Source organism: Stenotrophomonas sp. HMWF023, assembly GCF_003060985.1.
GTDB lineage: Bacteria > Pseudomonadota > Gammaproteobacteria > Xanthomonadales > Xanthomonadaceae > Stenotrophomonas > Stenotrophomonas lactitubi.
In genome coordinates this window covers 1-569 of the sequence record NZ_QAIJ01000221.1, presented here as the reverse complement: position 1 = coordinate 569, position 569 = coordinate 1, and the positions used below count along the sequence as shown (strand labels likewise).

1 protein-coding gene is annotated in these 569 nt (G+C 62.7%); it reads right to left on the bottom strand.

Translation table 11 applies throughout. The features are described 5' to 3' along the window. Positions 1-35 precede the first annotated feature (35 nt). A partial coding sequence (locus tag DBR20_RS11905) for a M3 family metallopeptidase (protein ID WP_146186996.1) occupies positions 36-569 on the bottom strand: 534 nt, incomplete at its 5' end.

Here is a 569-nt window from a genome sequence, read left to right as displayed (position 1 = left end):
CCCCCGCCGTTTTTCTTTCGTACTTCAGGCCGCGATTACTTCAGGCCGCGGAATTTCAGCAGCGGTTCCACCGACGGGTCCTTGCCGCGGAAATCGCGGTACAGGGTCGACAGTTCCACGCTGTTGCCGCGCGAGAGGATCTTGTCGCGGAATTCCTGGCCGTTGGCGGCGGTCAGGCCACCGTGTTCGGTGAACCACTGGTAGGCGTCATGGTCCAGCACTTCGGCCCAGAAGTAGGCGTAGTAGCCGGCCGAATAACCGCCACCCCAGATGTGGTCGAAGTAGGTGGTGCGGTAACGCGGCGGCACCTGCGGCAGGTCGACCTTGAACTTCTTCAGCGCGCTGGCTTCGAAGGCGCCGACATCCTGCAGCGGGGCATCGGCCTTCTGCGTGTGCCAGGCCAGGTCGAGCAGTGCGGCCGACAGGTACTCGGTGGTCGCATAGCCCTGGTTGAAGCTGCGTGCCTTGAGGATCTTGTCGACCAGTTCCTGCGGCATCGCTTCGCCGGTCTTGTAGTGCTTGGCGTAGTTGGCGAACACCTTCGGGTCCAGCGCCCAGTGTTCGTTGAA